The organism is Lacipirellulaceae bacterium (assembly GCA_040218535.1).
Lineage (GTDB): Bacteria > Planctomycetota > Planctomycetia > Pirellulales > Lacipirellulaceae > Adhaeretor.
The window spans coordinates 273,493-298,852 of the sequence record JAVJRG010000010.1; the positions used below are offsets into that span (position 1 = coordinate 273,493).

Annotated in this window: 19 protein-coding genes; 8 read left to right on the forward strand and 11 right to left on the reverse strand. The window is 55.0% G+C overall.

The genetic code is table 11. The annotated features are described in order from the left end of the window. Positions 1–32: 32 nt before the first annotated feature. Positions 33–1,736, reverse strand: a complete 1,704-nt coding sequence (locus RIB44_13200) for a hypothetical protein (GenBank protein MEQ8617524.1) — start codon at positions 1,734–1,736, stop codon at positions 33–35. 248 nt (positions 1,737–1,984) lie between these two features. Further along, positions 1,985–2,731 (reverse strand): HEAT repeat domain-containing protein, encoded by a 747-nt coding sequence (locus tag RIB44_13205; protein ID MEQ8617525.1) that lies wholly within the window; start codon positions 2,729–2,731, stop codon positions 1,985–1,987. Between the two features lie 157 nt (positions 2,732–2,888). Here RIB44_13205 and RIB44_13210 point away from each other — a divergent pair, with 157 nt between their 5' ends. From RIB44_13210 to RIB44_13225, 4 genes are all read left to right on the forward strand, one after another. Beyond that, a complete protein-coding gene (locus RIB44_13210; protein ID MEQ8617526.1) occupies positions 2,889–3,875 on the forward strand; it encodes an aldo/keto reductase in 987 nt (328 codons plus the stop codon). A gap of 80 nt (positions 3,876–3,955) precedes the next feature. Beyond that, the gene (locus tag RIB44_13215; GenBank protein ID MEQ8617527.1) at positions 3,956–5,545 is read left to right on the forward strand and encodes an ABC transporter permease subunit; all 1,590 of its coding nucleotides are present in this window, start codon (positions 3,956–3,958) and stop codon (positions 5,543–5,545) included. A gap of 97 nt (positions 5,546–5,642) precedes the next feature. Then, positions 5,643–8,165, forward strand: coding sequence for a hypothetical protein (locus RIB44_13220; GenBank protein ID MEQ8617528.1), 2,523 nt, complete (start codon positions 5,643–5,645; stop codon positions 8,163–8,165). Positions 8,166–8,256: 91 nt separating this feature from the next. After that, positions 8,257–9,183, forward strand: coding sequence for an ABC transporter ATP-binding protein (locus RIB44_13225; protein MEQ8617529.1), 927 nt, complete (start codon positions 8,257–8,259; stop codon positions 9,181–9,183). Between the two features lie 58 nt (positions 9,184–9,241). Here the strand turns inward: RIB44_13225 and RIB44_13230 are convergent, their stop codons facing one another. Beyond that, positions 9,242–9,994, reverse strand: coding sequence for an SDR family oxidoreductase (locus RIB44_13230; GenBank protein ID MEQ8617530.1), 753 nt, complete (start codon positions 9,992–9,994; stop codon positions 9,242–9,244). Between the two features lie 359 nt (positions 9,995–10,353). Here RIB44_13230 and RIB44_13235 point away from each other — a divergent pair, with 359 nt between their 5' ends. Then, positions 10,354–10,644, forward strand: coding sequence for a hypothetical protein (locus RIB44_13235; GenBank protein ID MEQ8617531.1), 291 nt, complete (start codon positions 10,354–10,356; stop codon positions 10,642–10,644). Between the two features lie 109 nt (positions 10,645–10,753). Here RIB44_13235 and RIB44_13240 read toward each other — a convergent pair whose 3' ends face one another. From RIB44_13240 to trpB, 3 genes are all read right to left on the reverse strand, one after another. Next, positions 10,754–11,326: a hypothetical protein gene (locus RIB44_13240; GenBank protein ID MEQ8617532.1), complete on the reverse strand. Its 573-nt coding sequence runs from the start codon at positions 11,324–11,326 to the stop codon at positions 10,754–10,756. Between the two features lie 265 nt (positions 11,327–11,591). Beyond that, positions 11,592–12,392, reverse strand: a complete 801-nt coding sequence (trpA, locus tag RIB44_13245) for a tryptophan synthase subunit alpha (GenBank protein MEQ8617533.1) — start codon at positions 12,390–12,392, stop codon at positions 11,592–11,594. A gap of 276 nt (positions 12,393–12,668) precedes the next feature. Beyond that, on the reverse strand, positions 12,669–13,895 hold the full coding sequence (gene trpB / locus RIB44_13250; protein ID MEQ8617534.1) for a tryptophan synthase subunit beta: 1,227 nt from the start codon (positions 13,893–13,895) through the stop codon (positions 12,669–12,671). A gap of 115 nt (positions 13,896–14,010) precedes the next feature. Between trpB and mutM the strand changes: the two genes are divergently transcribed. Further along, the gene (mutM, locus tag RIB44_13255) at positions 14,011–14,889 is read left to right on the forward strand and encodes a bifunctional DNA-formamidopyrimidine glycosylase/DNA-(apurinic or apyrimidinic site) lyase (protein ID MEQ8617535.1); all 879 of its coding nucleotides are present in this window, start codon (positions 14,011–14,013) and stop codon (positions 14,887–14,889) included. 10 nt (positions 14,890–14,899) lie between these two features. On the opposite strand, the gene RIB44_13260 is transcribed toward mutM, so the two are convergent. The 5 genes from RIB44_13260 to RIB44_13280 all read right to left on the reverse strand — a co-directional run bounded on the left by RIB44_13260 (position 14,900) and on the right by RIB44_13280 (position 21,492). Beyond that, on the reverse strand, positions 14,900–15,910 hold the full coding sequence (locus tag RIB44_13260) for a serine/threonine-protein kinase (GenBank protein MEQ8617536.1): 1,011 nt from the start codon (positions 15,908–15,910) through the stop codon (positions 14,900–14,902). A 94-nt stretch (positions 15,911–16,004) separates the two neighbouring features. Next, the gene (gene glnD / locus RIB44_13265; GenBank protein ID MEQ8617537.1) at positions 16,005–18,626 is read right to left on the reverse strand and encodes a [protein-PII] uridylyltransferase; all 2,622 of its coding nucleotides are present in this window, start codon (positions 18,624–18,626) and stop codon (positions 16,005–16,007) included. 234 nt (positions 18,627–18,860) lie between these two features. Further along, the gene (locus RIB44_13270; protein ID MEQ8617538.1) at positions 18,861–19,199 is read right to left on the reverse strand and encodes a P-II family nitrogen regulator; all 339 of its coding nucleotides are present in this window, start codon (positions 19,197–19,199) and stop codon (positions 18,861–18,863) included. Between the two features lie 102 nt (positions 19,200–19,301). Beyond that, entirely contained in the window at positions 19,302–20,582 is a 1,281-nt protein-coding gene (locus tag RIB44_13275) for an ammonium transporter (protein ID MEQ8617539.1), read from the reverse strand. Between the two features lie 370 nt (positions 20,583–20,952). After that, on the reverse strand, positions 20,953–21,492 hold the full coding sequence (locus RIB44_13280) for a cob(I)yrinic acid a,c-diamide adenosyltransferase (protein MEQ8617540.1): 540 nt from the start codon (positions 21,490–21,492) through the stop codon (positions 20,953–20,955). A 444-nt stretch (positions 21,493–21,936) separates the two neighbouring features. Here RIB44_13280 and RIB44_13285 point away from each other — a divergent pair, with 444 nt between their 5' ends. After that, positions 21,937–23,637, forward strand: coding sequence for an HlyD family efflux transporter periplasmic adaptor subunit (locus RIB44_13285; protein ID MEQ8617541.1), 1,701 nt, complete (start codon positions 21,937–21,939; stop codon positions 23,635–23,637). 124 nt (positions 23,638–23,761) lie between these two features. Further along, on the forward strand, positions 23,762–25,024 hold the full coding sequence (locus tag RIB44_13290) for a hypothetical protein (GenBank protein ID MEQ8617542.1): 1,263 nt from the start codon (positions 23,762–23,764) through the stop codon (positions 25,022–25,024). Positions 25,025–25,360: the final 336 nt, after the last annotated feature.

Below are 25,360 nucleotides of genomic sequence, written 5' to 3' on the forward strand. Positions count from 1 at the left end.
TTGATCAAGCCAGGGCGGTCTCAGAGACCTGCTTAACGGGCAGGGCTTCTCAGTCCACGCGCGATGGTCGAGCTTGGCTCTTGTTCTTCGCTATCATGAGGGGCAAATACGTATCGGTCGTACAACACCAACGCATGAATCGCATGCCCCAGCGGACCGGCCTCCCAGTCGCGGTTGCGATTCGCATTCATAATATTCGCTAGGTAATTGACTGCCTTGACCGTGCGCCAGTAGGTCAGCTCTTTTTCATTGGCCGCATAGAGCAGCCACTCCAAGATATGGCCTGTCGTCTTGAGACGGCGATCGATATCCGCCTCGTCGCCGGGACCACGAAACCACTCAGTGCTGAAGCTCCCGTCACCGTTTTGTAAACGATAGGCATAGTTTTGGTACTTGTTGATGAAACGATCTGCTTGGGCATACATTCCATCAACGGGTTCGCCACGTTGCTGACGTTTCTTCACGGCAAGCGTCAGCCCCGAAAGGCGATGCGTGCCCCCACAGGCCGCCCCACGGATCGGTTGACGCATTTCTTCCTGGATCAGTCGTGGAAAGTTCCAATCGTAGCCCTGATCGTTTTGCCATGTCGCGTCCGATGGCAGGTAGTGCATCAGCCCGATCAATTTGAACGTGAGTTCAGTACGGGGATAGCAGGTGAGCTTCTCAACCTCGATCAGATCTTCGATCGTGAGGTCTTTATCCTCGACTTTCATGGGATAGTTGCTCTTCACCCTCGATTGAGCAAGCAACGCCAATAGCTGGCCTTGATGGCCCTGCAAAGCGGGACCAACTCGAACGCGAAGATCTCCATCCTGATTTAAGTACATCAGTGTCCGCTTGCGGCAGGGCTGGTTGAAACAGAGCCAACCCACCGCAGTAATTGGCTCACCATTCGGTCCGTTCTGTAAGACGCGACTGTGCACTTCGAAAGAGAGCATTGCGTGCATCAGTTCCCAGGGTCCACGTGTTTTCGTGTCTAACGGGCGGTTGTAGTAGTGAGCAAGAACGCGGCGCACTTTGTTCCGCAGATTGATCTGCTGCCGGGTGAGTGGCTTCAAGTTCTTCTTCGGAACGACAGGTCGATCGATTGACTCCGGTGATTCTCCCTTTGGGAGTTGAGGGCTAGCCGAAGAGCGTGTCGTGCGGCTCGCCACGTCGGTCGGTTTCTCAGTCTGAGGCTGGCTCTTTGCGAGCGGTTTGGAACTCGTTTTTGTGGTCGCCTTTGGTGGCAGCGGCTTGCTAGAGACCGAAGGCCGACTAGAGTTGGTCTGAGTCTTAGCACTGCTGGAAGTCGATTTCTCCGGTACAGTAGGTGTTATCTCATCTCTGGGAATCGCCGGTGGCAGCCAGTCCGCCCTTTGTTTCTGTGAAGCCGAAGCTGCATCGCGACTCCGCCACTGACGCGTTGGAGCTTGTTTGCTCACGGAGGCTCGCGAAGACGACCTCGTCGTCGTTCGCTGCGAGGAGACTCGCTTTGCCGAAGGCGTTTGCATTTTCTCGCTTGCCCCGCTCCCTTGACGGCGCCAGCCGGTCGTGGAACGAAGGCTCTCGTTGAGAATGTTCTCGATCGCTGCTTCGCGATCCAAGTCTTGCGGCTCGATCCGCGCGGAGAGCGTCCCTTGACCAAAGGAGATCTCCTCCAGGGCGAAAAGACTCTGCGCGCCACAGGAAGACAGAGCGACGACAAGCATCAGGCGCAAAACATGATCGTGAAAGCTAGACTTCCAGCGCAGCATCGAAGAATTCCCCCCCTGGCTTCTGAAAAACTCACTAATGAGCTTGTAAGAAGCATCGACTGATAGCACTTCGTAGCCGCCAGTGAGAAGCAACTTGCGCTTCTGACCAATAGAGACGGCCCGTTGAAGTGGTATCGGGCAATGAGGGCGGCGAATTCAGCCCGAGAGAGAACTTTTCACGGGTGGACAGAAGTTTTGGAAACTTCAGTCAATTACAACGCAAGTCGGCGAAAACTTGCGTCACTAGCCTAGTAAACCTTGCGTTCGGTGGGCTGTGTCGCAATCGAGCTAGCATCCGTGCCGCCTACTTTCGATTGAGCGTATTGCCGCCAAGCGGTGACATCATTGCCCAGCTCTTTACTGACACTCTCATCGCTCACCTGCTGCAAAGCCTGCACACCAGCATATTGCATGGCCGGATCCCGGTTTTCTAAGGCTTTCGAGAGTGCGGCAACGGATTCGGGCGATTTTATTTTGCCAAGTGCATCGACGGCCGCTAACTTCAGATCGACCTCCTCTGCCTCGGCAACAATTCTCCCCAAAGCTTCGATCGCTGCTGGCTTGCCTCGCTCTCCTAATTTTCGACAGCAAGCCCTACGGACATCCAGATCATCGTCGTTTAGGCCGGCAAGCAGCACTTGCTCTGCGAGTGGCTGGTCAAACTCAGCAATTGTCTCTTGAATTGTACGGCGAACGATCGGATCGGGCTCTGTTTGAATCTGAATCGCCAGTTGCTCGCAGTACTCCTTCTGTTGCTCCGCGTCGACTTTGGAGGCTCGGGGGCCGATTTCTCGAATCGCGGCCATTCGCATCCCAGGCGTGATCAGCGAAGTCCTTTCCTTCTGGCGAAACGGCCAAGAACTACACCCAGTCGTGGCTGTGAATAAGGCCAGAGCCGTGCTGGCGAGAGCCAAGAGGCAGATGCCTCCCACGAGGTTAGGTAGCTTTCTTTCAGACTCCAACGGTTTGGAGGATGATGTGCGTCGAGCTTTCATGTTTTGCTTGTGGTCAATAGCCATATGCGGACCGGTTGCGAAGGTCGGGGACCTTAACAAACTCCCACATTGCATGCCATACTGGATCGACTACGAACGCCCGCACTCTACCAGCAGTGCTAGCAAAGTATTCGGAAACTAAGTCAGAAAGCCAAAGATGCAGCATCGCAAGTTAGGAAACACTTCTTTGAATCTCTCGGTGATAGGCCTGGGGACCTGGGCTATCGGCGGTGGAGATTGGAACTTTGGCTGGGGCGAACAGGATGAACGAGAAGCGATCGAAGGAATCGTTCATGCCGTTGCTTGCGGTGTGAATTGGATCGACACAGCCCCGATCTACGGCGACGGGAACTCGGAGATTCTGGTTGGCCGTGCCTTGCAGGAAATCCCTTCCGACCAGCGTCCTCTGATTGCTACCAAATTTGGACGCGTGATGCAGCCCAGCGGGACGCCCAAGGGTTGTCTCCAACCCGACCACATTCGTCGAGAATGCGAAATCAGCTTAGAACGCTTGGGCGTCGAGCAGATTGATCTCTACCAAATGCATTGGCCCGATCCTGACGAGGGAATCGAAGCCGCTTGGGAAACAATGGTAGAACTCAAGGAAAAGAAGCTCGTTCGCGAAATCGGAGTGAGCAACTTCTCCGTCTCGCAGCTCGAAAGGGTCCAGAAGATTCACCCCGTGGGTTCGCTGCAACCGCCCTATCATATGCTTCGACGCGGCATTGAAGAGGAACTTCTGCCATACTGCGAGAATCATTCCATTGGCGTGGTCGCCTATAGCCCGATGAGTAAGGGGCTGCTCACAGGGAAATTTACCGCGGAACGTGCTGCCGAATTGAGTGACAGAGACCACCGTTCACGTGATCCCGAATTCGCTCAGCCGCGGATTGGGGTTCACCTTGAACTCGTTGAGAAGCTCAAGCCGCTTGCGGAAGCAGCGGGTCGGGATGTTGTGCAGTTGGCCATCGCTTGGGTTATGCGAAATCCTGTTGTCACTTCGGCAATTATTGGCACGCGAAGTCCCAGCCAGATTGAAGAAACCGCCAAGGCGGGCGACTGGAATCTCGAACAGTCATTGGTTCAAGAGATTCAGACGCTGATCGATGAGCACGACACTCAGCTTCAGGCACTTCAAGCATGAGATTTCGTTGATTCGCATTCCGAACCCCTAGCTCGCGCTAGGGGTTTGCATCGCGTACACAACTTCATCGCTTAGAACCCATGCAAACGTCAAGAACGATTCTCTTCAGTCTGTGCGTTCTGGCTTTTGTTGCCCTCGGTTATTCCGCTTCGCCTCGACTTCTCGCCTTGTTGGGCATGACGGCCTGGCTGACGCTTGGAACGCTAGCCATCAGCTTGCCTGTCGGCACGTTACTTGGAATCGCCATAGGTAAGGTCGAGTTCGCGTGGCGAGGTACTCTCACCTGCCTGCTAGTCTCTCTTCTCTTTGTCCCTCTCTACGTACAAGCTGCCGCCTGGCATGCGGCGTTTGGCTACGGTGGTTGGTTACAACAGTGGTTCACCTTCGACTCCAGTTGGTTTCAGGGGCTCACGGCAGCGATCATTATCCATGCCGCGGCGGCGGTCCCCTTTGTGACATTGCTGTGTGCGGCTTCGCTGGCGACTGCCGCACGCTCGCTGGAAGAGCAATCGCTTCTCGACGCCAAGCCCCAGCAAGTTCTCTCACGCGTGAGTTTGCCACACGCCGCCGGGGGGATTCTCGCCGCAGCGGCTTGGGTTGCTTTGACATGCACAACGGAGATCTGCGTGACGGACCTCTTTCAAGTCCGCACCTTCGCCGAAGAAATCTTCACGCAAGCGAGTTTGGGAACGCTCAGCCTGGATGAAGAGTCTTCAAACGATCTGCTCATTGGCATCTTGATGATCATGTTCATGGCAACTGGATCAGCTCTCTTGCTAACCCCTTGGGCCATACGCACCGTCAAAAACTCCTGGGTCGAACAGGCTTGGCGATGGAAACCTCAGCATCGCTGGCCAGTGAGTTTATTCGTTTGGCTAATCGCAAGCATCTTCATTGCCGTTCCCATTGCGAGCCTCGCGTGGAAAGCGGGGCATGCGACAGATCCTAATTCGGATAGTCTTGACCTATCCTGGTCCTTGGGACACACCCTCTCAATATCGCTGAGTTCTCTCTTTGAGTTTCGACGCGAATTCGGCTGGTCACTACTGATCGGTATCTGCGCGGCATTGGTTTGCACCACTGCGGCAACCTTGGCATTTTGGCTTGCGAAACGGAGTTCTTTTTCGCTCGGGTGCCTCTTCGCGTTGGTAGTTGTCCTACTCGCAATCCCAGCGCCTTTGCTGGGAGTTTGGACTGTTCGCTTCTTGAACCAGCCCGACGATTCTCTCTTAAGTCCGCTCTCGATTCTTTACGACCGAACGATCATCGGCTGCGTGCTGGTGCAGTCGCTACGAGCGTTTCCGATCGCCGTGGCGATGATCGCCACGCAACTGTCCACCATCCCAACGGAACTGGCCGACGCCGCGCGCAGTGAAGGGGCAGGGTGGTGGCGGCAACTCTTGAGAGTTGTGATTCCGATGCGGCTCCCCTCGCTAATAGCGACGCTGCTCGTTTGCACCGCGATTTCGATGGCAGAAATCTCGGCAACCTTTTTGGTCCTTCCGCCGGGGGTGACGCCACTCTCTCGGCGACTGTTCGGGCTATTGCACTACGGGGCTGACGATCGCGTCGCGGCAGTCTCGCTGGGATTCTTCCTGCTAGTCGTCGCAATCACGGCGATTGCAATGCGAGCTTTTGGCAAGAAGGGCCAAACGGGTCGCAGATCCTAGCTTCTTCACCGCGTGTAAACTCGTTCTCAAGCGATGTCTTCTCGTCTTGATTCGGGTAAACTAACGCTAGAAGCGTCGGAACACAGAGAGCCTTGGGATGCGTCATCAATTCTTCGTTAGAAACTTCACCGTGTTGTTAGTGGCGACTACTGTGTTGTGCTGCTCAGGATGCGGCGACGACCCGAATGCCGCTCAGCAGCAATCGGCTGAAGAAAAGAAAAAGGCGGAAGAAGCGGCGGAGAAGAAAACGAAGGACGACTACGAGGCACTTCCGCTGACCCCCGTTCTCAGCCAACAGATTTGGCAAACCGATCCCAGTGGCGGCGAGGGTGAAGCCAATGCTTTATCGTTGGTAAAGCCCGGCCACTGGACCGCCGTCTCGCAGCAGTGGCGTGCCAACTACGACGACCTCACCGGCTACTGCACCTTCACCCCCAAGTCGCGTAAGGAAGGCGAGCCACTGCCGCTGGTATACACGCCTTACTCTTTGACGACAGGCCGTCCCGCGCTTCTGGCGAAGAATCAGCCCAAGCGGATTACCGGAGAGATTTTTATTCCAGAAGACTCGCCGACCCTTTCAATCGAAAGTCGCTTGCTACGGAGCGAGTACGGAGGGGAACTTCTGCCGAAGAATCAGAAACTCAAGAAGATGCCATCGCATCAATATTTCTTTCTGGTGATCGCAAAGCAGCCTGAGAGATACGCCTTCCTCAAAACAACCGACTCGATTCGTTCTCCGTGGCAAGACTACAACCTCGGCGAGAATTACGCGCTCCATTATCGAGTCGCTCTGGCTGATGGCGAGAAGCGATTTCCGCTGCCTGACAACGTACTCGCGTGCACAAGTCTTGCTTACGTGCTCTGGGACGAGGTGAATCTCGAACGGATCCAGCCTGACCAAGAGCGTGCTTTGATAGATTGGCTGCATTGGGGAGGGCGACTGATCATCAACGGACCAAACTCGCTTGACGCACTCCGCGGTAGCTTCCTTGATGACTTTCTCCCCGCTGAAGCAGGGAACATCACGACACTGAAGTCACGCGACCTCGCACCAATGGCCAGCTATTGGGGTCAGCGTCAGCGGGGCAGCGAGCTTATTGCTCTAGAACCAACAAAACCCTGGTCGGCCATCACACTGAACCTTCGCCCGGACGCACGCTATTCGCCTCACACCGGCAGGCTGTTCGCCGAGCTCCAAGTCGGTATGGGCAGCGTGATCGTTTCGGCCATGCAACTCAACGAACGCGACTTCTTGAACTGGCCGGGCTACGATGGCTTTCTCAACGGAGCACTTCTGGGAAGACCATCACGGCAGTTTTCCGTCGAGCCCACCATCGGCGATGATCTGCAATTAACCTGGGCCGAGTACGCAGACCGGCGACTTGACGCGTACATGACAACCGGCCTGCGCTGGTTTTCACGTGATGCCGGTACGAAGGCGAACGTCTTGCGTAAGACCATTGAGGCAGAACCAAACCTCTACGGCATGCCCTCTGAGCCAAACGTGAAATCCACTGCAGAGCGTCCTGGCGGCTTGGGCTCTTGGAATGAGTTCAGCCCGGTTTCGGTCGCGGCACGCGACGCATTGAGATCCGCAGCGGGCGTGCGGGTGCCGGGCGCCGGCTTTGTCGTTGCCTGCCTGGCCTTGTACCTATTCGTCCTGGTTCCGTTGAATTGGATGCTCTTTCATGCACTGGGACGCGTGGAATGGGCTTGGATAGCGGCACCGATCATCGCCGTGGTAGGTGCTTTGGTGGTGATCCAGCAAGCGAATCTCGACATTGGGTTTGTTCGTGCCCAGACGGAGATCGGTTTCCTGGAGCTTCATAACGATTACAGCCGCGGCCATTTGAGTCGCTACACGGCATTGTACGCTTCACTTTCGACGACCTACGATGTGGAGTTCGATGACCTTAGCGCGGTTGCGATTCCGTTTCCCAACGATGACGACGATGAGGCCCGCTACGGTGACGTCCGGCGAGAGCTCACGTTCGAGAAAGTCGAGAAGACACGACTCAAGGGGCTAGCGATTACCTCCAGTTCAACCCAATTTGTGCATAGCGAACAGATGCTCGAATTGGGTGAAGGACTAAAGTTTACCACGACCTCAAGTGGGACAAACAATCTGATCAATCGCCTAGGAGTCGCCTTGAAAGACGCCGTTGTCGTTCGGAAGCAGCGTGAGGAGCGATCGGGTAAAGTACGTCTTGACGCCTGTTGGCTAGGCCAACTCCGCACCAACGAAAATCGCGCGATTCCCTGGATACAAATCAGCGCGAATAGCAAGGAATTGCCATTCACCAAAGAACGGAAAGCGGCCGCGGAAGGTGAGAGTCGCGAACGGCTTGATGTGGATGCCCTGCTGGAGCTCGCTTTCGAGTTCCCGGACGCATCCGATCCTCACTACAGCGACCGTAACGAATACCGATTAGTCGCCCGAGTCGACGAACCCTTGCCCGGCACGATGGTTGACCCGGCTCCTTCTCAAATCGTCGGTAGCACGGTCGTCCTGGCACACTTAGAACTAGAACCTGCGAAAGCTCAATCACCCGACATGAATAGCCCCAACGACGTGCTTCCTGATCGTAATGCTCGCGAAGAATTGTTGTCGGCTTTCTAATGATATTTCGTAGGGTATGCCGAGGCACGAGGCATACTCTACAGCTTTCGAACACTGAAAACTGAACACTGCCAACTGAACACTCACCTCTATGATAGACATTCGGAACTTCGGCAAACAGTACGGTGACTTCACCGCGGTCGCGAATCTGAACCTGCAGATTCCCGCGGGTGAGATGTTCGGATTCATTGGTCCCAACGGCGCCGGGAAAAGTACCACGATCCGATTCCTCGCCACGCTTTTGAAGGCGAGTCACGGGGAAGCGACGATCAATGGGCACAGCGTCACCAACGATCCGATTGGCGTTCGCCGTAGTGTCGGGTACATGCCGGACAACTTCGGCGTGTACGATGGAATGAAGGTTTGGGAGTTTCTCGATTTCTTTGCGGTCGCCTATCAAGTGCCGCGCTCACGCCGGAAGGCCGTGTTGTCGGATGTGCTCGAACTGCTCGACCTCACGCATAAGCGCGACGACTACGTCAATGGACTGTCGCGAGGCATGAAGCAGCGGCTCTGCCTCGCCAAGACCTTGGTTCACGACCCGCCGGTCCTCATCCTCGATGAGCCTGCCAGCGGGCTCGACCCGCGAGCGCGGCTGGAAGTGAAGGCGTTGCTCAAGGAATTACGGAACATGGGCAAAACGATCCTCATTTCTAGCCATATCCTGACCGAGCTAGCCGACTGCTGCACGAGCATTGGTATCATCGAACGGGGTCAGCTCTTAATGCATGGCCCAATAGACAAGGTCTACCGGCGGATTCAGAAACAACGGATGATTCAAGTTCGTTTTTCTGGCGATCCTGCTGCTGGCTTGAGCCTGATTCGCAGCGACCCTAAGGTGCGTAACTTACAAGAAAACTCCCGCAGTTGCACGCTCGAGTATGCCGGCGACGATTCGGACGTCCAGCGTCTGATGCGGGGCCTAGTGGCCGCCAACTGTGGGCTGATTTCTTTTGCTGATAAGGAACCGACGCTTGAGGATGTGTTTATGTTGGTGACGAAGGGACTGGTAACATAAAGAACCAATGACCAAATCCAAAATGACCAATCGCTAGCGACTGGCAATCAATCATTGGTCATTCGTGTTTGTTCCCCGCTACCGTACGCCCACCATCCACAGGTAAGCACGTCCCTGTGACAAACTTGTTTTCAACAAAAAACTTCACGGCATGAGCGACCGTTTCGGGGCAATCAGCGTCCTTCACGAGCGTTGAATCAATACGACTTTGCTTTTCTTCTTCTGTCGCATCTGGCGGGAACATCACGGGACCGGGATGAATGCAATTCACACGGACCTTGGGATTCCGTGCTGACATCTCAACTGCCAACATTCGAGTGAGCGTAGGGATCGACCCTTTCGCGATAAAGTATGCCGCATGATCGACGTAGGGACGGTCGATTGACCAGTCACCGACCGTAATGATCGATCCTCCTTCGGGCTGATCGCACATAATGAGCCCAGCTCGACGTGCAGGCAAAAACGTACCGAGGGTGTTTACCTCGTAGCTCTTGATGAGGTCTTCAGAAGTCGTTTCCTCGAAGGGAATCGTACGCCAGATCGAAGAAGTGGTGACAAGCACGTCGAGGCGGCCAAACCTCTCCATGGCCGCATCAAACATTTTTTCAACGTCATCCTCGTCCGCGACATCGGCTTTTAGCGCGATGGCCTCGATGCCTTGCTCCGCAAATTCGGCTACCGAGGCCTCCGCCTCCTCGCTTGAGGAATGATAGTGCAAGACAAGCGAGTATCCCGCTTCGCCGAGGGCTTTCGCGATAACGTAGCCGACGCGTTTGCGTCCGCTTCCGGTGATGAGGGCAACTTTAGACATAGAGTCAGTTCTCGAAAGCGTCATCAAGCGATAGCTGTCGCCAGATTTCTTGTAGAGTTTCCTGATAATCCATTACCGGAAAGGAACGATAATTTCAACAAATCTCGCGAATTTCACTAATCTTTTTGAAGCTTTGGAGGCTAGCGAGCTGCCAACCGCAAAATGAGTCCAAGTGTGCCTCGTTCTTAGTGGATGCCCCACCGATACGACAAACCTGCTTCCTTTATGGGCGTTAGTGAGATTCGTGCAATTGGTCGACGAAAAGCTTCGAAATCAGGCGCGCCTTTCACCAAGATTCCATTTACACTGACGAATGCAGCGTAGCAGTATCAACTAGAATCGAAGGAAAGAAACTCATCATGCCAAACAAGAGCACGAGGGCACCGCACGACGATTCCACGGCAACCGAGAAGCTTCTCGCCATGCTTTCCGGCTTCGGCTTCGCCTGTACCGCCTTCTTCTTCTCGGTACTGGTGCTACTGCCGCTGACCGGCCATTTGGCGGAGCGTTTCGACTTGCCTGAGGCCCTAACGCTTGCGCTCGTTTTATTCGAGCTTTTTGGGCTTACCGCTGTGGCTGGGGTCGTTGGTGTCGCTGTCGCTGTTCGCGGGTTCGTTGATCGTAGAGGCGAGATAGAGCTCGCCTCGTGAGACGAAGCCGGTGCGGTCGGCAACGCCTGAAGTGACGCGTGGTCGTCGAGTACGAACGGTGCGGACGGTTCCGCTGAAACAGCTTACGCAAACAACACCTCTCAAGTCATTACAAGAGTAAAGGTAAATCCTCATCTTCATTTCGGCGGTCCCACTCGCGGCGGACTTCGCCCAAGCCGTAGACACAGAGTTCGAAGGACTCGCTCAAACGAGTGAGCACTTCGTCGGGGGCACTCGCGTCAGTCGCTGGTAGGGTACTCGCCAGGAAATAATTGCGTTTGCCTTGCCGTTGGTAGTCGAGCAGGCTGTCTTTGGTTCCTTCGCGACGGTTGCGCTCGGCTACTTCTGGGAAAACGCCCGAGTAGAAAAGCGTGAAGTCACCAATATGACGATGGGCGATCCGTCGCGCGGCTCCCTGTCGCTGATTCGCTTCGGCTAGCATGTCGGCTACTTGCAAGAGACGTTGACCTGTCGGATTCCGCATTGAGTAGATCGTATCGCTGGCAACAAAGCGGACGAGTAGTTCTGAGAGGTAATCGATCAATGGCGGGTCGGGCACCCCGAGACGTGACGCGAACACATATTCGGTCACTCCAGAAAAAAAGCGACACAACAGATCGTTGCGTCGCTTGGCAGTTGGATCGAAATCGCCCCCGTGGGCGTTGGAAGGGTTCCCGTTCATCGGTGGTGCCTCCTTCGGTCTCTGTCACACAGTTTTCAGTGCCTCGGGCGTCAGCTAGCAATGCTGGCTGCCTTCTAACTCAATAATACTTAGGATCGGCTGGTTGGGTCAAATCCAGTTTTTACCATGGATTCCTAGAGTTCAATTATCGTCGCATCGAAAGCGAGGACTTGAGGCGAGATAAGTAAGCTCTCGGAAGGCAAAGTGTGCGAGAGTTCGACCCGAGAGCTAACGCGACCCGGCTCGGGGTGTTAGGAAGTTTGGCTTAGTTGAGTGCGGACAAGAGACTTGCCACATAATCGCCGACATCAGCAAGCACCTCATCCCGAGGCTTCTCTGAAGCTGCGGCGATACGACGGACAATTGCACTCCCAACGATGAGTCCGTCAGCAACCGGGGCAAGGAGCTTCACGTGTTCGGGCTTGCTAATCCCGAAACCGATGCATATCGGTAAGTTCGTTTGCTCCCGAAGCCAACTAACATTGTCGGCGAGTTCTGGCGGAAGCTGAGTCCGTTCACCAGTGATGCCGGCAATCGAGACGTAGTAGACAAACCCGGTCGAGGTTTCGCAGATACGCAGAGCACGCTCACGAGGTGTGGTTGGCGTGACGAGTTGGATGAGGCTTAAGTCGCGGGGAGCGGCGATCTTCGCTAGCGCCGCTGCTTCTTCTACTGGAAGGTCCGGAACGATCATCCCCGCGACGCCACGAGCTGCAATCTCGTCACAATAGGCTTCGAGCCCTTTCCGATAGATAATCGCGTAACTGACCATCGTCACTACCGGCGCAGTAAGCTGCGGCGTAACCTGGCCGAGCATGGCCGTGATGTCATCCAACTTAATCTTCTTGTCCAACGCTCGAGTGTATGATGCTTGAATGACAGGCCCATCAGCAATTGGATCGCTGTAGGGGATGCCAAGTTCACACATCGCCGCCCCTCGTGAGACGAGCTCCTTGAGAACGGCTGCCGTAAACTCAAGATCAGGGTCGCCCGCAGTCACAAATGGCATGAGCGCCTTGCGGTTTTCTTGGCGGAGAATCTGGAAGAGGTCGTCGAGGGCTGGCATAGGCGATGTTTGTAGTCTCACGCAGAGGCGCGGAGAGATTACATTGAGGACTTAAGTGAGGTGAGTCGGCGAGAAATTGCGGAAAGCGTACTGAGCAGCATTACGAAGATTGCGCTGAAAGCAAATAACGTATTCCAGAGGCGAAACGATTTGTAATAAAGGGGTTTCAGCAGAAAATACACCGCGATCAGGAATGATAAAATTGCAACTTCTTCGTAACCAATCCCCACAATAGCTTCTCCTCTGCGTCTCTAAGCGAAACCTAAGGCAACGAAACTAGCCAAAGTCGACACCCTTAAGACGTGCAATCTCCATCGCGTCTTTGTCCCCTCGTCCGCTTAAACAAACGACAATCACGTCTTCTTTGTCTCGCTGCTTGGCGAGATCCATCGCCTTGGCGACCGCATGGGACGTCTCCAGGGCTGGCATGATCCCCTCAGCAGCGGCACAAGCGTCGAAGGCTTCCATGGCCGTTGTGTCGTCGCAACTTGTGTATTGAACTCGACCCGTATCTTTCCAGTAGCTGTGCTCTGGACCGACCCCTGGGTAGTCGAGCCCCGCACTCATGGAGTGGACATCGGAGGTCTGGCCGTCGTCGTCTTGCATGACGTAACTGAAACTGCCGTGCAAAACCCCGGGCTGGCCATAAGTGAGGGGGGAAGCGTGGTCACCCGGCTGATCGCTTCGCCCGCCCGCTTCAACACCGAGCATCTCAACCTCAGGGTGTTCGACGAACGGGTAAAACATCCCCGCAGCGTTGCTGCCGCCGCCGACGCAGGCGACGACAACGTCGGGTAAGCGGCTGAGCCTCGAGCGGCATTGGTCGATGGTTTCTCTGCCGATAACGGATTGAAAATCGCGGACGATCTGTGGGAACGGATGGGGGCCCACGACCGAACCAAGGATGTAATGCGTGTCGTCAACCGAGGCCATCCAGTCTCGCATCGCCTCGTTAATTGCGTCGCGAAGAGTCCGCGAGCCACTCGTCACGGGGCGGACTTCTGCGCCGAGCAGTTTCATCGAAAACACATTCGGTTTTTGACGGCGGATATCCTCCTCGCCCATATAAACCACACACGGCAAACCGAAGTGCGCACAAGCCGTAGCGGTGGCAACACCGTGCTGACCTGCGCCAGTTTCGGCAATCACCCGGCCTTTGCCCATACGCAGAGTCAGCAGACACTGACCAATCGTATTGTTGATCTTGTGAGCCCCAGTGTGATTGACATCCTCGCGTTTGAAGTAGATCTGAGCGCCGCCGCATTGCTCGCTGAGCCGCCGAGCGTGGTAAAGCGGAGAAGGACGGCCTACGAAATCGCGGAGCAGCGTGGTTAGCTCTGCTTGAAAATCATCGTCGCTTTTGGCCTTTTCGTACTCGACTGCCAGCTGGTCAAGCGCCTTGACGAGCGTCTCTGGAACGTAACGGCCGCCAAAGTCGCCAAAGCGACCTTGGGCGTCAGGGACGGTAGCACTTGCGGTCTCGTTATCGGTATCGATACTCAATTGGTAAACCTCTCTTATGTGGCTGTAAAGCTATTGTCGATGCTGCTGTGAGTTGATTCAAGCGGGAATTTCCTAACGCTGAGGCCGAGTCACCGACCTCTCATGATACTGATCTATGCCTGAATTGCCTGAAGTTGAAACGATGCGTCGGGGCGTGGATTGCGTCGTCGGTTCCCGAATCGACTCCATCGAGCGACCGCCTTGCCCCCGCAAGCCTATTTCCATCAAACCCGCATTCGGCAAGCTACGTAGGCGAATCGTGGGGCAGCGCATTGAGCGAACCGGTCGTGCGGGTAAACGCGTGGTGTTGTGGCTGGAAAGTGGCGATGCCCTGCTATTCGAACCTCGGATGACGGGGCTCGTCTTGCTCGTGGATCCTCCCACCGAAGAGCACCTCCGCCTGCGGCTTCGCTTATCTGGCGGCAAGACCAAGCCCCGTAATCCCAAAGAGTTACTCTATTGGGACCGTCGCGGACTGGGCAATGTTCACCTACTTTCTGCGAAAGCATTTCAACAGGCCTATGGCTTGCAAAAGCTTGGGCCTGATGCACTTGACATCTCCGCTGAGGAGTTCGCGGAGCGTCTCGGGAACTCAAGCCGGATGATTAAGGTTGCTCTGCTCGATCAGAAAGCGGTAGCGGGAATCGGCAACCTCTATGCCGCAGAGATCTTGCATGTCGCGGGAATTCACCCAGAGCGACAATGCCACCGCATGTCAACGAAGCAGTGGGAAGCGCTCACTGCCGCAACTCATGCAGTGCTTGCGGAAGCCATCAAGTACGAAGGGTCAACACTCAACGATGGAACGTACCGCAATGCGTTGAACAAACAGGGCGGCTATCAAAACGAACACCGCGTCTACAACAGGGCAGGACAGGCTTGCCCTCGATGTGGTGGGGAAATCTTACGGAAGGTCCATACCCAGCGTTCCACGTTTTTCTGTAATCGGTGCCAAACCAAACGCGGAGCTATTCTCGTAGCTCAGGTCGAGTAGAAGCTGCGCACTACACCCCAGTAAGCGTCTGCAAGGCTCGACCGCGGAAGTCGCGAAGCGCAGCAATCAACTCTTCCATGTCTTGAAAGCGATCCTCGCGCCGTTTTTCCAATGCCTTCATGCAAATGGCCGCGAGTTGCGGAGGAATGCGGCGATCGGGGGCACGTTCTCTCGGGGGAACGGGCTTCTCCTTAACAATCTTCTCAAACGTTTCGCCGACTTTTTCCCCGCGCAGAGGCTCTTTCAAGGTAAGGGCTTCGTAAAGGACCACGCCAATGCTGTAAATGTCGGTACGTGCGTCAATCTCGTCACTTCCGCCGCGGACCTGCTCGGGAGCCATATAAAGAGGTGTGCCGGGACGTTGGTTCATCGTGGTGAGGACTTGATGTTCATGCTCGCTAGCTTGGTCGTCGTCTTCTGCCCAAACTTTGGCAACGCCCCAATCGAGAAGAATGACCTCGCCGAACGATCCGATGATGACATTCTCTGGCTTCACGTCGCGATGAACCACGCCGTTGGCATGAGCAGATGCCAAGGCGTTGCAGACTTGGATGAAGACGCCAAGCAGGCGTTCCAGGTCGTAGGTTTCGATTGCTTCCGCTTCGCCAGCGATTTGTCTTTCGAACACTTCACGGAGGGTATCGCCGGCAACTTTCTTCATCGTGAAATAGAGTTGGCCGTCAATGTCACGACCCAGATCGTATACGGCGACGGTAGCAGGGTGCTGCAGTTGTGCAGTGACACGCGCCTCACGCAAGAAGCGTGCCCGTTGGTGTTCGTTGTCCGCGAGATGCGTGTGGAGGGTCTTCATCACGACGGTGCGACCCAGATTGTTGTCACGACACGTCCGCAGAACGGCAGAGCCACCTTTCGAGAGCGGCTTGAAATCGCTGTACCGACCAAAACCCGTGGTCTGATGTTTTGGAAAACGAGCGTCGGTGTCTTTGACGGTAATATTCTGCGAACCAGCGGCAAGATCTTTCACGGGCAAGCGGAGTTCGTCTTGTTCGTCTTTGCTCATAACGTAACCTTCGCGCTAATTTCCGCCCACGGCTGTGTAGTAGCATGTTCCGGGGAATCGTTGGAAGAAACCGGCTCTAGAACATGGCTCCATTCTACGCTTTCGCAAGCTCGACAATCGAGAGCATTGAATCGCGAATTTCCGAAAGTCGGCCTTCCTCGAAGATTTTTTCTCCAGAGCGGTCGGTTACGTAGAAGACATCAACGACTTGGTCGAGGTAAGTACCGATTTTGGCGTGGCGGATCGTCAGCCCTAATTCGTGCAGTTGCCGTGCTAACTGGTATAGTAAGCCTGCTCGATCGAAGGTAAAAACCTCAACGACGGTCCCCCTCTGAGAAGATTCGTTGTCGATACGGACCGCATTAGGTAATCCCGAAAGTTGGATCGCTGCTTCAGCGTCTTCTTGCCCCCAGACCTTTGAAAACTTCGGCGGGTCATCAGAATTCGCCGCTGCCACTAGAGCCTTACTCACGCGGTCGATCCTCGTCGTATCGACGAGCGTCGGATCGCTGGGGTCAACGGCAACGAACCGTAGCAGCAACAATTCATCGGCGAGGACTTCGACATCAGCTGCGAGAATCTTCAAACCGGCCGCCGTCAGTGCGCCGGCCGTACGAGAAAACATCCCTTGACCGACTCCCTTGCTCACTCCGGTGACGAATTCCAGAGTTTGAGTCTCAGGCAGATGACGCCCCCAAGCGATTGCTTCGCTTTCTTTGAGCGTCCTTAAACTGCGAAGCGTGTTAACTACGTCCTTTATCTCTCGCCCTGCCAAGTAGGAGGTGGGAAGGAGCTCGACCTGACGCTCGAACCATGGGTCTTCCTGTTCTTGCTTCGTGAGGCTGCCGAAGACTCGACGACGATGTTCCGCAATCTGCACACCATCATGCGTAATGTCGTCGGTCTCCATGCATTGACGCGTGCGGATGTAGACGTCGGTTAGGACCTCTACTTTCCAATCGTTTAGAACATCGGGCCCGACCGCAGCTAAGTCGGCACAAGTTAGGACGAAGAGCATTCTTAGTCGACGACTGCTGCCAATCTCTTCCGCAAAACGACTGAGCACCTCCGGATCGCTCGTATCACGCCTGAAAGTGAGGTGCGACATCGTGAGATGCTTGTGTACGAGTTGCATCACAACGTCCGCATCGCGATCCAGGATGCCCAGCCGCTGGCAAGTCTCCTCAGCGATTCGCCTGCCGACTTCGCTGTGATCTTCTTCATGGCCTTTGCCAAGATCATGCAGCAAGAGAGCGAGGTGGAGGAGTCGTTTCTCTTTGGTATCGCGATAGGCCTGTCCCAGAGCGTCTTGTCGCTCTGCAAACTCAGTGGCCTTACGGACGGCCAACAGGCTATGCTCATCAACAGTGTACTTGTGATACTGGTTAAACTGCAGCAAACAACGAACATGCTTCATCGCGGGAACGAGCTTCTCCAGATAGCCTAACTCATTGAGCACCCGAACCGCGTCGCCGGCCGTCTCCGGCTCGTCAAGCATGCGGAGGAACTTTTCAGACACTTCGCTAGTTACTTCGTCGGGACAATCCGGAGCCGCCAGCAAAAGGGCGGACCACGCAGCATGGTCGAGGTGCTTACCCGCTTTCAAAGAGATACTGACAACATCCAGTACCGTCGCGAGACTTGATTGTATTTTCTCTTTGCCGAGCGTCGTCAGTGAAACGTTTTTCACACCGACTCGGCAGTCCTCGTTCGTGTTGCGACCGATGACAGGGTCAAGCAGCCTTTCGACGCGGGTCGGCTTCTCCATAGCGGCGACGCGGCGGCGAATCATTTCCCAAACCTGTTTGGTGTGGCGAAAGTAATCACGCATGAAGTGCTCAACGGGCAACAAGCCGCCGCGATTCGTATGACCGAACACTTCCGCGATGCGTACCTGTTCCGATCGATTGAGCGTTTCGTAAGATCGGCCGGCATGAAAATGCATCTCGTTCCGCAATCGCAACAGATACGTCCTTGCGTTGAGGATTCGCCGATGCTCAACCTTGGTCATCGCCCCAAGGAGTCTCAGTCGGTCGAGATCGAACTCACCATGTTCCGCGAAGCCCATCCATTGAAGCAAATGTAAATCCCGCAATCCGCCTTTGGAACGCTTCACATTTGGCTCCAAGAGATACACCGTCTCACCATACTGTTTCCGTTCTTCACGCCGGGCTTCCAGAAAAGCTTCGCTGCTAGCTCGCGGGCGTTTTCGGATAACTTTCTCGAACCCTGTGCGAAAATCTTCGTGGAGTCGTTGGGCACCGGCGATCAGACGGGCTCCGATCTGCGAGGTAGCGATCACCGCATCCTCTTTTGCAAGAGCAGCTGCCTCTGACACAGTTCGAACGCTGTATCCTACGTCGAAACCAACGTCATAGAGTGACTGCGTGAAGGGTCGCACCGCAGATTTGAGCTGCTCACCCTCTTTCAAATCGTGAAGCAGACATATATCAACATCTGAGAAGGGCGCCATCTGACGACGTCCATAGCTGCCTAACGCAACGATCGCGACGTTTTCTCGCAGGTCACTCACTTGCGATGAGGACGCGGCAAGCTCGGCACATGCGGCGTCGAACAAGCGAATCACAATGCCGTCAACTAGCGAGGTGAGGCTGCTGCAAACTCGCAGTCCTTCGACGCCGCGGTCATGCATCTCACGGATGCGGTTGCGCCCCTCTTGGAGATCCGCTTTGCAGGACTCGACGACCTTACTCATAACGGTAAACTCTTCTCGGTTGTTTTTTGAACCGCCAAAGACGCCAAAAGCGCGAAGAGATTGCTACCAAACAAGCTACTCAGGAGGGTTCAATCCTAGCCTCTTTATTGGAGCTAGGAATTCAGTAACTGTGATTCGCGGAGGGTACAAGAGCCCCGCAAACTCGTCATTTATCCAGCGAACGACCTTAGCGCTCTTGGCGTCCTCAGCGGTTCAAAAAGAACCTCTACGAACTCAGAGCGCTTCGCCGCCGGTTTCGCCAGTGCGGATGCGGATGGTGTCGCTAAGGTCGGAGACAAAGATTTTTCCGTCGCCGATCTGACCCGTCTGGGCTGCCTTGAGAACCGTATCTATGACGAGCTGGGCTCGGTCTTCGTCGACGGCAACTTCGATTTTGACCTTAGGAACGAAATCGACAGCGTATTCCGTCCCGCGGTAAGTCTCCGTGTGTCCCTTTTGACGGCCAAAGCCGCGGACCTCGGTGATGGTCATTCCCGCGATGCCTTGCTCGCTGAGAGCATTCTTCACGTCTTCAAGTTTGAAGTGGCGGACAATGGCTTCGATTTTCTTCATCTTCGTTACTCTCTCATCTAAAGGGCGCTTATTTCAGGCTGACCGCCACATCATACCCGATATCATAGTGAAAACATTAGAAACTCGCTATGAGCATCCATCTTACGCAAAGATGTAACCTTCCTCACTGTGGTCCGTCTCATCGAGGCCACGGATTTCGCCTTCTTCGCTCACTCGAAGCCCGCCAGTCAAAGCGGCAACGACTTTGAGAAGGATGAACGTGGCGACGATGCTAAAGACCCAAGTCACGATCACAGCCACGATCTGGCCAATAAGTATCCGCGTCCCGCCTCCCTCAATTAGGCCGAGCTTATTCACTCCGTCGATATCCCAGCAAACTCGCGTCGCGAAAATGCCGGTCAACACAGCCCCGAGTGTCCCACCGACACCATGAACACCAAAGGCATCTAGCGAGTCGTCATAGCCAAACTTCTTTTTGACCGTCCCGCAAGCAAACGCGCAAACAACGCCCGCTAAGGCACCCATGATGAGAGCTGGCATCGGCTGGACGAATCCGGCAGCCGGAGTGATGCACACCAAGCCTGCCACAGCCCCCGAAGCGGCTCCCAGGACACTGGGTTTTCCACTTGTGAACCATTCGTAAATCACCCAGCCAAGCACGCCTGCCGCCGCTGAGAAATGGGTAACGGCGAAGGCGCTCGAAGCGAGGCCATCCGAGGCAAGCTCGCTGCCTGCGTTGAACCCAAACCACCCCACCCACAACATGCCGGCGCCAATTACCGTGTACGTCAGATTGTGAGGCCGCATGTCTTCCGTACCGAAACCTCTCCGGCGTCCGAGCACCAAAGCACAAACCAGGGCGGAAATTCCTGAGCTAATATGCACAACAGTGCCGCCAGCAAAATCAAGGGCCCCGCCAGCGATGCTTACGGTCTCTCCGCTTTCATAATCGGCTGTCTCAGCAAAAGCTAGAATGCCTCCGTCCCAAACCCAATGACAGAGCGGACAGTAAACGAAAGTTCCCCAAAGAAGCGAGAACAAAGCCATCGAGGTAAATTTCATTCGCTCTGCAAAAGCACCGCATATAAGTGCAGGTGTAATGATGAAGAACATGCCTTGGAACAACATGTGAGTCAGTGTTGGAATCGCATCCGACATCGGGGTTTCAGGTCCGCCTGCCGCTTCATTCCAAATCCGCTGTACGTTCTGCATGAATAGGTACTCGCCGTCGCCGATGTAGGCACCGTCGCCACCAAATGCCAGACTATATCCGTAGAGTGCCCAGACGACCGTCATTAGGCCCATCAGAAAGATGCACTGCATAAGCACACTGAGGACGTTTTTGCTACGGACCAGACCGCCATAGAACATGGCGAGGCCCGGCGCTGTCATGAAAAGAACAAGGGCCGTGCTTGTAAGCATCCAAGCGTTGTGACCGGCCAGGGCTGCCGCTTCGGCTACCTCTCGATCTGTGGGCTCTTCTTCATCATCGCCAGATTCCCCTTGTGAATCAGCTTCTATACTCTCAGCGCCGTTGCTATCTTCCGGCGGATCTTGGCCAAAGGAAACGGGAGCGGCTGAGAAAACGACGCCAAGGAGAAGAAGTAAAAAGAAACTACGCAACCACAGACCATTCATGCGAAACCGCCATCCGACATGGGTGAAAGAAGAAACCAAATCATGGTGAAAAGCGCTAGATCACCGCCAGATGCTAGCTTCGGAAATAGAATAGATGGAGATCGTGGTACAGTAAAGTGTCAGCAGAGGGCTCTGGGGAGCTTTTTTCGCAGGCTTATTTCTCCCAAGGCTGTTCTGGGGAATTACTGTCCGCATTGGTCGCCCTAGCAAGGACAAAAAGCAAATCGCTCAGGCGATTGACGTACTGGAGGAGGGTCGCCCGCACTGGGGACGACTCGCCGAGAGTGACCATTTCTCGCTCCGCTCGACGGCAGGCACAACGGGCCACATGGAGTGTCGCTCCGGCTTGGCCTCCTCCCGGCAAGATAAAGTTGGAGAGCGGCTCTAACTGCAATTCAAACCGATCGATTTCCAGTTCAAGACGGCGGACCTGGGGCTCGCCAATGAAGTCGGTATTGTGCTCTTCTGGCTCGGGAGTTGCCAGCTCCGCACCTACGCCGAAAAGTTCGTGCTGGATTCGCTCTACGGCAGAATCAATCTCGGGTGGCATGCCATGCGAGCGGGTCAGTCCCAAGAGCGAATTCAGCTCATCGATTGATCCGTAGGCGACGATGCGCTCATCGTTTTTCGGGACACGCGGTCCTCCAAAGAGACCTGTGGTGCCGTCGTCGCCAGTGCGTGTGTAGATCTTCATTGCTTCGTCTCCGTTATTTGCTCCGTCTTCGTGATTTGAATCGCTGATTATCAGGCAGGATCAACGCGATTTACAGGAGCAAACTCTTGCAAAACGATAGTGCCAGTTCTTCCGGTTATGACTCCGAGTTCCTCATGCTGAGGGTAACTAGGCTGGGCGTACTGGCGACTGTCGCCTCAATCAACCGTCGCAATTGCACCTAACGACTGGGCAAAACAGGGGGTTTTTCTGGTTGCCTGCCGCTGGCGCAAACGAGAGAATGTAGGCTTACGAGGACAGTCAAGGCGAATAAACAGCTTTCGCGAGACATTACCGCGTGCTTCCCTTGCTGCGAACGACTAACACGTTCCCGGCGTAGCATGGATCGCTCCCCTCTGTCTGAAGTTGACCCAATTTCGATTTTGCATGGGGCTCGCCCCACAGCTTTTTCCCAGGAGTTTGATGATGGCTCGGTGGTTTACCTTCCTGTTCTGTTTCGCCCTAGTAACTTCCTTCAATCAAGTCGGCGAGCGAATCGCCTACTCGGAAGACTCCCCAGCGGAGCGGACTCACGAGTCTAAGGACCACGACTCGGAGAAGAAGGCCGAGGAGAAACAGGAGGAAGCCGAATCGAAAGACGAGAAGGCAGACGAATCTGCTGAAGAGAAAGCTGAGTCTCAAGAAAAGGATAAGGGCGAAGCGAAAGCGGACAAGAAGTCTGACGCGAAATCAGAAGAGGACGACAGCAAATCGGACAGCAAAGAAGAGAAGAAGGAAGAGGAAGCGAAAAAGAAGCCCAAGACGCACAAAGTAGAAACCAAAGACCTGAAGATTGTCGTCACGATCGACGGAGTGTTCGTCGCTGAGGAAGCCGAGGAAGTCATTCTGCGACCAGAGACCTGGTCCTCCTTCAAGGTTGTTGAAGCGGTTGAGCATGGAACTCGCGTTCGCAAGGGAGACGTACTCGTCGAATTCGACGATCGCAAGTTCGAGGAACAACTGGCAGACAAGGCGCTCGATCAACGGTTGGGTGAACTTGCAATGATGGAAGCTGAGGAAGAGTTCCCCCGCCTTGAGAAAGCAATGGAACTTAGCTTCGCTCAGGCGAAACGTGATTACGAAGAGCAGAAATTCGAGCTTGATCGCTATAAAAAAACGATGCGTCCGATGACCGAAAAAATGGCACGCAACAATCTCAAGAGTGCCGAGCAATACTACGCCAACGCCAAGGAAGAGCTCGAACAACTCGAAAAGATGTACGACGCAGATGAGATCACTGAGGAAACTGAAGAGATTGTCCTCAAGCGTCAACGGCATGCTTTGGAAATGGCAGAATTCTATCTCGAGTATTCCAAGCTACAGCACGATTACACGCTCGAAGTCTCCATGCCGCGACGAGATGAAAGCTTAGAAAGCTCCATGAAGTTTGCTGAACTCTCCTTCGAGCGAGCAAAGATGCTCAAAGCGAATGGGCTTACCAAAAAACGCTACGAGATGGAAAAGAAACGAGAGGCACGCGCTCGCAGTGTCGAGGCCCACGCCAAGTTGCTTTCCGATAAAGCGCTCATGACGCTCAAGGCACCAACCGATGGCATCGTCTACTATGGCGCTTGCGTGAACGGTCGCTGGGGCTCAGTGAACAGCCTCAAGAACAAACTTGTCCCCTACGGAAGTGTCTCGGCCAACAGCGTGGTGATGACCATTGTGCAGCCCCGTCCCCTTTACGTGTTGAGCAGCGTTGGCGAAAAGGATTACCCGAAGCTCGAAAAGGGAATGGAGGCAGTCATCTCGCCGGTAGGTGATAGCGAATTGGAATTCGAAGGCGAACTGGAGACGATTGCCAGCGCTCCCGCGGGCAGTAATAAATTTGAAGTGGAGCTAGACGTCGACTTGGAAGAAGCCCCCGATTGGCTGCTTCCTGGCTTGACCTGTAAGGTAAAACTAACGACTTACGAGGCAGACGACGCGGTGGTCGTCCCACAAGACTACGTCAACACCGACGAGGACGACTCGAAAGAAAAGTACGTCTTGGTCCTGGAAGACGAGGATGAAGAGCCCGTTCGCCGCGAAGTGAAGCTTGGCAAGAAGAAAGACAAGGAAGTCGAAATCCTCAAAGGCCTTGAAGAAGGCGACGAGATCGTCAAGAAAGAGGATGAGAAGAAGTAATAAACTACCTTGCCTTGGCAAACAAGGCCCGAAGAGCCGATCCCGGCGCGCCGGGATAGCCAGGGGCGTAAGCCCCTGGTAGCAACCTCCCAAAACCCATAGCCCCCAAGGGGCGACACGAGCTATGTGTTGGAATCGTTACCGCCTATCTGTCTGCTTTACGCTCGTTGCTCTCGTGGGAATCACGAACCTCGATGCCCACGCCAAAGAAGCAAAGAAGACGGTAGAAGAGAATTCCGAGAACTCCAAACACCCCTATCCCCTCGCGGTAACCGGTCCCAAACCCAAACCGATCGACCCACCGTCCGAAGAGGAGATCCTCGAAGGAATCACTCGTGGCGTTGACTACCTGTTAAACAACCAACGGAAAAACGGCGCCTGGGGCGGACCGCAGCGGACGAAAAGCCTGAACATCTACGCGCCGGTGCCTGGCGCCCATTTGGCATTTCGCATGGGGGCCACTTCGTTGGCCGCCAATTCGCTACTGGAAGCTCGCGAGCTGTACACCGGGGAGCGTCGTCAGCAGATCGAAGCCGCTTTGGACAAAGCGCTCGCTTGGTATCTCGACCAGGGCGACGATCTCCGGCGAGCCGATGGCACGGCCATCTACAATGTCTGGGGCCATGCGTACGGATGCTATGCTTTGGTCAAACTGCATGATCGGGCCGTGGGTGACGAAGAGCTTCAAGCAAAGATCAAGAAACTGGTCGAGTATCAAGTTGATCGTCTCGAACGCTACACCTTCATCAACGGCGGCTGGGGCTATTACGATTTCGATCACCACACCCGGGTTCCCGCCGGCAGTCCCACGAGTTTCACGACGGGGACTTGCTTGCTCGGTCTGAAGGAGGCTGAGAAGTTGGGGGTGAAGTACCCTGAGAAACTCGCGCAGAAAGCGATCGACTCGATCCTTCGTCAGCGCTTGCCTGATTTCTCCTACGCTTACGGCGAGTACCTGATGATGATGCCTCGCTACGGGATCAACCGTCCGGCGGGTAGCTTGGGCCGCTCACAGGTTTGCAACTTGGCACTCCGCAAGTATGGCCGAGAAGAGATTACCGACGAGGTCTTGAAAACATGGCTTGATCGGCTGTACGCGCGTAACGGTTGGTTGAGCATCGGCCGCAAGTATCCCGTGCCGCACGAATCGCACTTTGGCGTGGCCGGTTACTTCTACTACTACGGCCACTTCTATGCTGCGATGTGCATTGATGAGCTTCCGCTGGAAGAGCGTCCGCACTACCAGTCACATCTTGCTCACATCCTCCTTCCTCTCCAGGAAAAGGATGGTAGCTGGTGGGATTACCCTCTTTACGACTATCACTACGCCGCGGGGACAGGCATGGCTGTTTCCTCGCTGCTGCGGTGTCAAAAGACGGCTGAATGAGTCCAGTTGCTGCGAATGGGTTGCTGGGGACAGCTTGAGGCTGCCTCCAAAACTCTAAGTAACTGGGGGCTCACCAAGCTCGAACCCAGCCACCCGAGTGACGTGACGGCTGCTTTTTTCTCACGGGTCCGGCTGTGCCGGTTGTCCGACCCCAGGCCGCCGCAATTCAGCCCCTCTTCGCTCGACCTCCTTTGAGGGTGACCTAAGTTTTCTGTAGAGGAGGAGGAAGTTGCCGCCCCTGGGCTGGCTGGCTTCCTTGGAATGCAGAAATAACGCCCCCGCAAGCTCCCGGCACCAATCCCCAACGTTGATCGATAAGGTCCTGTCGCTCTATCG

Bases quoted from the DNA above. Each gene is read 5' to 3' on its own strand.
- RIB44_13205 (MEQ8617525.1), bottom strand. From the start codon at position 2,731: ATGAAAGCTCGACGCACATCATCCTCCAAACCGTTGGAGTCTGAAAGA.
- trpA (MEQ8617533.1), bottom strand. From the start codon at position 12,392: ATGCCAGCCCTCGACGACCTCTTCCAGATTCTCCGCCAAGAAAACCGC.
- RIB44_13230 (MEQ8617530.1), bottom strand. From the start codon at position 9,994: ATGTCTAAAGTTGCCCTCATCACCGGAAGCGGACGCAAACGCGTCGGC.
- RIB44_13215 (MEQ8617527.1), top strand. From the start codon at position 3,956: ATGCAAACGTCAAGAACGATTCTCTTCAGTCTGTGCGTTCTGGCTTTT.
- RIB44_13270 (MEQ8617538.1), bottom strand. From the start codon at position 19,199: ATGAAGAAAATCGAAGCCATTGTCCGCCACTTCAAACTTGAAGACGTG.
- RIB44_13200 (MEQ8617524.1), bottom strand. From the start codon at position 1,736: ATGCTGCGCTGGAAGTCTAGCTTTCACGATCATGTTTTGCGCCTGATG.
- RIB44_13235 (MEQ8617531.1), top strand. From the start codon at position 10,354: ATGCCAAACAAGAGCACGAGGGCACCGCACGACGATTCCACGGCAACC.
- mutM (MEQ8617535.1), top strand. From the start codon at position 14,011: ATGCCTGAATTGCCTGAAGTTGAAACGATGCGTCGGGGCGTGGATTGC.
- RIB44_13220 (MEQ8617528.1), top strand. From the start codon at position 5,643: ATGCGTCATCAATTCTTCGTTAGAAACTTCACCGTGTTGTTAGTGGCG.
- RIB44_13210 (MEQ8617526.1), top strand. From the start codon at position 2,889: ATGCAGCATCGCAAGTTAGGAAACACTTCTTTGAATCTCTCGGTGATA.
- RIB44_13240 (MEQ8617532.1), bottom strand. From the start codon at position 11,326: ATGAACGGGAACCCTTCCAACGCCCACGGGGGCGATTTCGATCCAACT.
- RIB44_13260 (MEQ8617536.1), bottom strand. From the start codon at position 15,910: ATGAGCAAAGACGAACAAGACGAACTCCGCTTGCCCGTGAAAGATCTT.
- RIB44_13225 (MEQ8617529.1), top strand. From the start codon at position 8,257: ATGATAGACATTCGGAACTTCGGCAAACAGTACGGTGACTTCACCGCG.
- RIB44_13290 (MEQ8617542.1), top strand. From the start codon at position 23,762: ATGTGTTGGAATCGTTACCGCCTATCTGTCTGCTTTACGCTCGTTGCT.
- RIB44_13280 (MEQ8617540.1), bottom strand. From the start codon at position 21,492: ATGAAGATCTACACACGCACTGGCGACGACGGCACCACAGGTCTCTTT.
- glnD (MEQ8617537.1), bottom strand. From the start codon at position 18,626: ATGAGTAAGGTCGTCGAGTCCTGCAAAGCGGATCTCCAAGAGGGGCGC.
- RIB44_13275 (MEQ8617539.1), bottom strand. From the start codon at position 20,582: ATGCTTACAAGCACGGCCCTTGTTCTTTTCATGACAGCGCCGGGCCTC.
- RIB44_13285 (MEQ8617541.1), top strand. From the start codon at position 21,937: ATGGCTCGGTGGTTTACCTTCCTGTTCTGTTTCGCCCTAGTAACTTCC.